Origin of the sequence: Actinomadura geliboluensis, assembly GCF_005889745.1 — a bacterium.
Taxonomy (GTDB): Bacteria; Actinomycetota; Actinomycetes; order Streptosporangiales; family Streptosporangiaceae; genus Spirillospora; species Spirillospora geliboluensis.
The window spans coordinates 1-7,883 of sequence record NZ_VCKZ01000408.1 but is presented as its reverse complement, the minus strand read 5'-3'; the positions used below and the strand labels follow the sequence as shown (position 1 = coordinate 7,883).

General features: G+C 74.0%; 2 protein-coding genes and 1 pseudogene. All 3 read right to left on the bottom strand.

Features of this window, described 5'->3' with window-relative positions; genetic code table 11:
- Positions 1-6,832 (bottom strand): type I polyketide synthase (locus tag ETD96_RS36650; protein ID WP_138641077.1); only part of this gene is annotated, 6,832 nt, incomplete at its 3' end.
- A gap of 18 nt (positions 6,833-6,850) precedes the next feature.
- Positions 6,851-7,588, bottom strand: a complete 738-nt coding sequence (locus ETD96_RS36645) for a phosphopantetheine-binding protein (protein ID WP_338072646.1) — start codon at positions 7,586-7,588, stop codon at positions 6,851-6,853.
- A gap of 21 nt (positions 7,589-7,609) precedes the next feature.
- Positions 7,610-7,786: pseudogene (locus ETD96_RS47980) on the bottom strand (KR domain-containing protein); the annotation flags it as partial.
- Between the last annotated feature and the right edge of the window lie 97 nt (positions 7,787-7,883).

Sequence of the window (7,883 nt, the reverse complement as noted above, 5' to 3'; positions counted from 1 at the left end):
GGGTGGGGTCCAGGGTGGTGAGGGTGTGGATGAGGTCGGTTCCGGTGTGGGGTTTCAGTGCTTGGTTGCAGGCGTCCATGTGTTCGGCGAACGCGGGCTCGGCGTCGAGGAGGTCGACGGCCATGCCGGGCCATTGCGACCCCTGCCCCGGAAAAACGAACACGATCTTCGGATCGTCGCCGAAGAATTCTCCGGAGACGACGTTCTCCGCGGGTTCGCCTTCGGCGAATGCGCGCAGGCCGTCCAGGAAGTCTTTCCGCGTGGAGCCGATGACTACGGCGCGATGGTCGAATACCGCTCGCTTCGACGTGAGCGAATGGCTTACCTCGGCGGGAACGAGTCCGGGATCGGCGGCGGCGAATTCCGCGAGCCGCGCCGCCTGATCGCACAGCGCCTTCTCGGACTTCGCCGAAATGGGCCACGGCACGATTCTCGCCTCTGAAGCGTCGCCGTCGCCGCTCTCCTCCGAAGAGTCGCTTTCTTCGGCGGCCGGCGGGGATTCGAGGATGATGTGGGCGTTGGTGCCGCTGATCCCGAACGACGACACCCCGGCCCGGCGGGGGCGTCCGGTGTCGGGCCAGGCGGTGGTCTCGGTGAGGAGGGAGACCGCGCCGGTTTCCCAGTCGACGTGCGGGGACGGCTCGTCCACGTGCAGGGTCTTGGGCAGGACGCCCTCCTGCATGGCCATGACCATCTTGATGATCCCGGCGATACCTGCGGCGGCCTGCGTGTGTCCGATGTTCGACTTGATGGACCCGAGCCGCAGGGGCTGGCCGTCCGGCCGGTTCTGCCCGTAGGTGGCAAGGAGCGCTTGGGCCTCGATCGGGTCACCGAGTGTCGTACCCGTCCCGTGGGCTTCGACGGCGTCGATCTCGTCAGGGGTAAGGCGCGCGTCGGCCAACGCAGCCCGGATGACGCGCTGCTGCGACGGCCCGTTCGGTGCGGTGAGCCCGTTGCTGGCGCCGTCCTGGTTGAGGGCGCTGCCCCGGACGACCGCGAGGATGTGGTGGCCCTTGCGCCGGGCCTCCGAGAGGCGTTCGAGCACGACCAGGCCGACGCCTTCGCCCCAGCCGGTGCCGTCGGCGGCGGCGGCGAACGGCTTGCAGCGGCCGTCGGGGGCGAGGCCGCGCTGCCGGCTGAACTCGGTGAAGACCATCGGCACCGACAGGACGGTGGCGCCACCCGCCAGGGCCATGTCGCATTCGCCCTTGCGCAGCGCCTGGCAGGCCAGGTGCAGGGCGACGAGCGAGGACGAGCACGCCGTGTCGATCGTGAGGGCGGGCCCCTCGAAGCCCAGGGTGTAGGCGATGCGGCCGGAGGCGACGCTGGTCGTCGTCCCGGTGACCAGGTACCCGTCGGTGCTCTCCGGCAGGTTCGCGCCGACCGCGTAGTGCTGCGCGATGACGCCGGCGAACACGCCGGTGCGGCTGCCGCGCAGGGTCCCCGGGTCGATCCCGGCGCGCTCGACGGCCTCCCAGGCGGTCTCCAGCAGCAGCCGGTGCTGCGGGTCGGTGGCGAGGGCCTCGCGGGGGCTGATCCCGAAGAACTCGGCGTCGAAGTCGCCCGCGTCGTAGAGGAACCCGCCCTCGCGGACGTAGGTCTTGCCGCGCCGCCCGGGGTCCGGGTCGTACAGCGCGGACACGTCCCAGCCCCGGTCGGTGGGCAGTCCGGAGACGGCGTCGCGGCCTTCGGCGAGCAGCTCCCAGAGTGCCTCGGGCGAGTCCGCGCCGCCGGGGAACCGGCAGCCCATGCCGACGATCGCGATCGGCTCGTCCGGCTCGGCGGCGGTGACGGGCGCCGCCGCGGCCGCGTCCGCCTCGCCGAGCAGCCGCGCCCGCAGATACGGCGCCAGCAGGGCGGGCGTCGGGTAGTCGAAGGCGAGCGTGGCGGGCAGCCGCAGCCCCGTGGCGGCGTTGAGCCGGTTGCGCAGCTCGACGGCGGTGAGCGAGTCGAAGCCGAGGTCCTGGAAGGGCCGGTCCGGCGGGACGGAGCCGAGGCCGTCGTGCCGGAGGACGGAGGCGACCTGCGTCCGCACGAACTCCAGCAGCATGCTCTGCTGCTCGTCCTCCGCCAGTCCCCGGAGCCGTTCCGTCAGCTGCCCGCCGCCCGCGTCCAGCCGCCGGAGAGGCGCGCGGAACAGCCCCCGGAGCAGCGGCGGCACCTCGCCGTCGGCCATCCGCGCACGCAGCGCGGCGGTGTTGAGCTGCGCGGGGATGAGGGTGGGCCGATCGCTGGCGAGTGCGATGTCGAGGAGGGCGAGGGCCTGGTGAGTGCTGAGGGGGGTCAGCGGGCTGCGGTCGACGTCGATCTGTTGGGTGAGGGCGCTGGCCTGTTGCCAGAGTCCCCAGGCGAGGGAGGTGGCGGGGAGTCCTTGTGCGTGGCGGTGGTGGGCGAGGGCGTCGAGGTAGGTGTTGGCGGCGGCGTAGTTGGCTTGTCCCGGGTTGCCGAGGGTTCCGGCTGCGGAGGAGTAGAGGACGAAGGCCGACAGGTCGCGGTCTTGGGTGAGTTCGTGCAAGTGCCAGGCCGCATCGACCTTCGGACGCAGCACCGCGTCCAGGCGGTCGGGCGTGAGGTTCGGAACGGTGGCGTCGTCGATGACGCCGGCGGTGTGGATGACGGCGGTCAGGTCCGGCACGTCCTCCAAGAGGCGGGCCAGGGCCGCGCGGTCGCTGGTGTCGCAGGCGGTGACGGTGACGCCGGCGCCCAGCTCGGTGAGTTCGGCGGCGAGTTCGTCGGCCCCGGGCGCGTCCGGGCCTCGGCGGCTGACGATCAGCAGCTTCCGGACGCCGTGCCGGGTGACGAGGTGGCGGGCGGCGAGGGCGCCGAGGGTGCCGGTGCCGCCGGTGATCAGGACGGTGCCGTCCGCGTCCAGACCAGAGGGCCTGTCGTCGGCCGGGGGCTGCGCACGGACCAAACGCGGCGCGTAGACACGCCCGTCCCGGACGGCCAGCTGCGGCTCGTCGGTGGCCAGCGCCGCCGGGACAGCGGACTCGTCCGTGCCGTCCAGATCGATGAGGACGAAGACGTCCGGGTTCTCGTTCTGCGCCACCCGGACCAGGCCCCAGACCACCGCCACCACCGGATCGTCGACCGCGCCGCGAGTGAGCAGGACGAGACGGGAGCCGTCGAGCCGGTCGTCGGCGAGCCACTCCTGGAGGAGGGCGAGCGTTTCGCGGGCGAGCGCGTGCGGGTCGTCGCCGGCGCAGTGGACGAGGACGGTGTCCGGGAGGTCGGCGCCTTCCGCGATGGCCGACCGCAGCGCGGCGATGCCCGGGTGGGCGGGGCCGACCGGCCGTGCCGGTGCCGAGGCCGGAGCGGAGACCGGCGTCCATTCCAGTTGGAAGAGCGAGTCGCGCAGCCGGATGCGGTCGCGCTCGGCGGCGGCGAGCGGACGGAACGCGGCGCTCTCGACGGCGGCCACGAGCGTGCCCGACGGGTCGGTGAGGGAGAGCGCGCCGGACGGTGACCGGTGCACGCGCAGGCTGGTCGCACCGGTGGCGTGGAGGGCGATCCCCGACCACGAGAACGGCCGTTCGTCCTCGTCGGCGACGGCCCGGTGCGCCGCCTCCAGCAGCGCCGGGTGGACGCCGAAGCGGGCGGCCTGCGGGTGCAGCTCCTCGGGCAGCGCCACGTCGGCGTCCCGCCCGCCGCCGTTCCGCGAATCCACGGGCGGGGCTTCGCCGGGGTCGCCGCCGAGCGTGCCGGTGGCGTGGCAGACCCAGGCCCCGTCGTCGCCCTGCGCCGCGACGGGCCGGGAGTGGACGGTCAGGGCGCGGTGCCCGGTGTCGTCGGGGGCGGCGACGGCGACCTGGAGCTGGACGGCGCCGCCGTCGCCGGACAGGTCGAGCGGCTCCCGCAGCTCCAGCTCGGCGACCCGGTCGGCGCCGGTCTGGCGGGCGGCGTGCAGGGCCAGCTCGACGAACACGCCGCCCGGCAGCACCGGGTCGTCGGCCAGCCACGGGGACGTCCGGGCGGAGACGCGTCCGGTGAGCAGGTAGCCGTCGCCGGTCGCGAGGGTGAGGGCGGCGCCGAGGAGGGGATGGTCGGCGGTGTCCAGCCCGAGGCTGCCGGGCTCTCCGGCGCCGACCGCGCTCTCCGGCCAGTACCGCTGCCGCTGGAACGGGTAGGTGGGCAGCGGCACGGCGCGACGGGCGGCGGCCGGGGCCGGGCCGGGGAAGAACGTCTCCCAGTCGACGTGGACGCCGTGCGTGTGGGCGTCCGCCAAGGCGGTGACCAGGCTTTCGGGCTCGGGCGTCCGTCCGCGCAGCGCCGCGATCAGGACGGCCCAGTCGCCGTCCGGGGCGTCGGAGAGGGCGTCGGTGCCCATCGCGGTGAGGGTGCCGCCGGGCCCGAGTTCGAGGAAGGCGACCGTGCCCACCTCGTGCAGCGCCCGGACGCCGTCGCGGAACCGGACCGGCATGCGGATGTGGTCGGCCCAGTAGCCGGGGGTGCGGATCAGGTCCGGGTCGGCGATCCCGCCGGTCAGGTTCGACACGATCGGGATCTGCGGCGCGTCGTACCGCAGTTCGGCGGCGATCGCGCGGAACTCGTCCAGCACCGGGTCCATGTGCGGGGAGTGAAAGGCGTGGCTGACGTTCAGCCGCTTGCTCTTGCGGCCCTGCTCGGCCCAGTGGGCGGCGACCGCCAGCACGGCCTCCTCGTCCCCGGAGACCACGGTGGAGCGCGAGCCGTTGACGGCGGCGATCGCGACGGTGCCCGCGCGTCCGTCCAGCGAGCCGAGGACCTCCTCCTCGGACGCCTGGACGGTGAGCATGATCCCGTCGGCGGGGGCGCTCTGCATGAGCCGCCCGCGCGCCGCGACGAGGACGCACGCGTCGTCCAGTGAGAGCACTCCGGCGGCGTGGGCCGCGGTGACCTCGCCGATGGAGTGCCCGGCGAGGTGGTCGGGCCGCAGCCCCCAGTGGGTCACGAGCCGGAACAGCGCGGTCTCCAGGGCGAAGAGGGCCGCCTGGGTGTAGCGGGTCTGGTCGAGCAGGTCCCCGTCGCCGAACATGACCTCCTTGAGGGGACGGTCGAGGTGCGGGTCCATGCGCTCGCACACGGCGTCGAGCGCCTCGGCGAACACGGGGAACGCCTCGTACAGTCCGCGGCCCATGCCGGGGCGCTGGCTGCCCTGGCCGGTGAACAGGAAGGCAGTCTTGCCGTCGCGGGCCTGCCGTGCGGTGATCTCGGCCAGCCCGGACACGAGCTGTTCGCGGGTCCGGCCGACGACGGCGGCGCGGTGCTCGTGGTGGGCCCTGGCGGTGGCCAGCGTGCGGGCGACGGTAGCGGCGTCGATGTCGGGATGCCGGTCGAGGTGCTCGGCGAGGCGGGCGGCCTGGTCGTGCACCGCCTGCTCGGTCTTGCCCGACAGCACCCACGGGACGATCTCCGGCTCGGGTGCGTCCGCCGGTCCGGCGGCCGTCTCCTCGGCGGCGGCTTCGGGCGGGGCTTCGAGGATGATGTGGGCGTTGGTGCCGCTGATCCCGAACGACGACACCCCGGCCCGGCGCGGATGGTCGGTCTCCGGCCAGGCGGTGTTCTCGGTCAGGAGGGAGACCGCACCGGACTCCCAGTCGACGTGCGGCGTGGGCTCGTCCACGTGCAGGGTCTTGGGCAGGACGCCCTCCTGCATCGCCATGACCATCTTGATGATCCCGGCGACGCCTGCGGCGGCCTGCGTGTGCCCGATGTTCGACTTGATCGACCCGAGCCAGAGGGGACGGTCGTCCGGCCGGTTCTGCCCGTAGGCGGCCAGCAGCGCCTGGGCCTCGATCGGGTCGCCGAGCGTGGTGCCCGTCCCGTGGGCCTCGACGGCGTCGATCCCGTCGGGGGAGACGTGCGCGTCGGCGAGCGCCGCCCGGATGACGCGCTGCTGCGATGGCCCGTTCGGCGCGGTGAGCCCGTTGCTGGCACCGTCCTGGTTGACGGCGCTGCCGCGGATCACCGCGAGGATCTGGTGCCCGTTCGCCTGCGCGTCCGACAGCCGCTCCAGCAGCAGCAGGCCCGCGCCCTCGCCCCACCCGGTGCCGTCGGCGGCGGCGGCGAACGCCTTGATCCGCCCGTCGGGGGCGAGGCCGCGCTGCCGGCTGAACTCGGTGAAGATGGCCGGGGTCGCCATGACGGTGACACCGCCGGCGAGGGCCATGTCGCACTCGCGGCCGCGGAGGGCCTGGCACGCCAGATGGGTCGCCACGAGCGACGCCGAACAGGCGGTGTCCACCGTGACCGCGGGACCGTGGAACCCGAAGGTGTAGGCGATCCGGCCGGACACCACGCTGGCGGACGTGCCGGTCACCAGGTAACCCTCGACGGTCTCCAGGTCGTTCAGCAGCCGCCGCGCGTAGTCCTGGCCGTTGCCGCCGACGAACACCCCGGTGCGGCTGCCGCGCAGCGCGTCCGGGACGAGCCCGCCGCGCTCGAACGCCTCCCAGGCGGTCTCCAGCAGGATCCGCTGCTGCGGGTCCATCGCGAGGGCCTCGCGGGGGCTGATGCCGAAGAACCCGGCGTCGAACCGGTCCGCGCCGTCCAGGAACGCGCCCCGGCGGACGTAGGTCCGGCCGGTGCTGCCCGGGTCGGGGTCGTAGAGCTCGCCGGCATCCCAGCCGCGGTCGGCGGGCAGGTCCGACAGGACGTCGGCGCCGTCCACCAGGAGCCGCCACAGCTCCTCGGGCGACCCGGCGCCGCCGGGGAACCGGCAGCCCGCCGAGACGATCGCGATCGGCTCGTGCTCCCGCGACTCGGCCTCCCGCAGCCGCCGGTTCGCCTGGCGCAGATCGGCCGTCGCGCGCTTGAGGTAGTCGCGCAGGCGCTGCTCGTTCACCGCGTTCATGCAGACCTCACCAAAGGTTCAGGAGATTCCGAGCTCGTTGTCGAGGACGCCGAACAGCTCCTCGTCGGACACGGCCGCCAGGTCCTCCTCGGCGCCGGACCCTTCGTCGAACTTCCACACCAGGGCGCGCAGCCGCGCCGCGAACCGCGAGCGCGCCTCCTCGTCGAGCGCGGCGCCGGCGAGCGCGGCCTCCAGCGCGTCGAGTTCGGCCAGCCCCGGCTCGGCCTCGGCGGGCGGCGCCACCCGCTCGCCGAGGAACCCGGCCAGCGCGACGGGCGTCGGGTGGTCGAACACGGCGGTCGCGGGCAGCCGCACCCCGGAGACGATGCCGAGCCGGTTGCGCAGCTCCACCGCGGTGAGCGAGTCGAAGCCGAGGTCCCGGAACGGGCGCTCCGCGGCGACCGCGTCCGCCGAGCCGTGCCCGAGGACGGCGGCGATCTGGCCGCGCACCAGGTCGAGCAGCAGCTCCGCCCGCTCGGCCTCCGCCAGCCCCGCCAGCCGCCGCGCGAGCGAGGAGGCGTCCGCCCCGGTGCGGCGCGGCGGCAGCCGCAGCAGGTGGCGGAGCATCCCGGGCACGGCCGTGTCGGCGGCGCGGGCGCGCAGCGCCACCAGGTCCAGCCGGGCGGGGACGAGATGCGGCCGGCCGGGGAGCGCTAGAGCGGCGTCGAACAGCTCCAGGCCCTCCGCGGACGCGAGCGGCATGATCCCGCCTCGGCGCAGGCGGGCCTGCCCGGCCTGGTCGAGCCGCGCCGTCATCGTGCTGGTCTCGGCCCACAGCCCCCAGGCGAGCGACTGGGCGGGCAGCCCTCGCGCCCGCCGGTGCGCGGTGAGCGCGTCCACGAAGGCGTTGGCGGCGGCGTAGTTGGCCTGGCCGGCGTTGCCGAGGGTCCCGGTGGTCGAGGAGTAGACGATGAACGACTGGAGCCCGCGGTCCTTGGTGAGTTCGTGCAGGTTCCAGGCTGTCTCGTATACACATCTCCGAGCCCACGAGACCCTAAGACACCTCGTATGCCTTCATCTGCCTGAAAAAACGAAACACAGAGAGATCTCG

What these genes read in the sequence shown, in the direction of transcription:
- ETD96_RS36645 (WP_338072646.1), bottom strand. Translation starts at nt 7,588, where the DNA reads ATGACGGCGCGGCTCGACCAGGCCGGGCAGGCCCGCCTGCGCCGAGGC.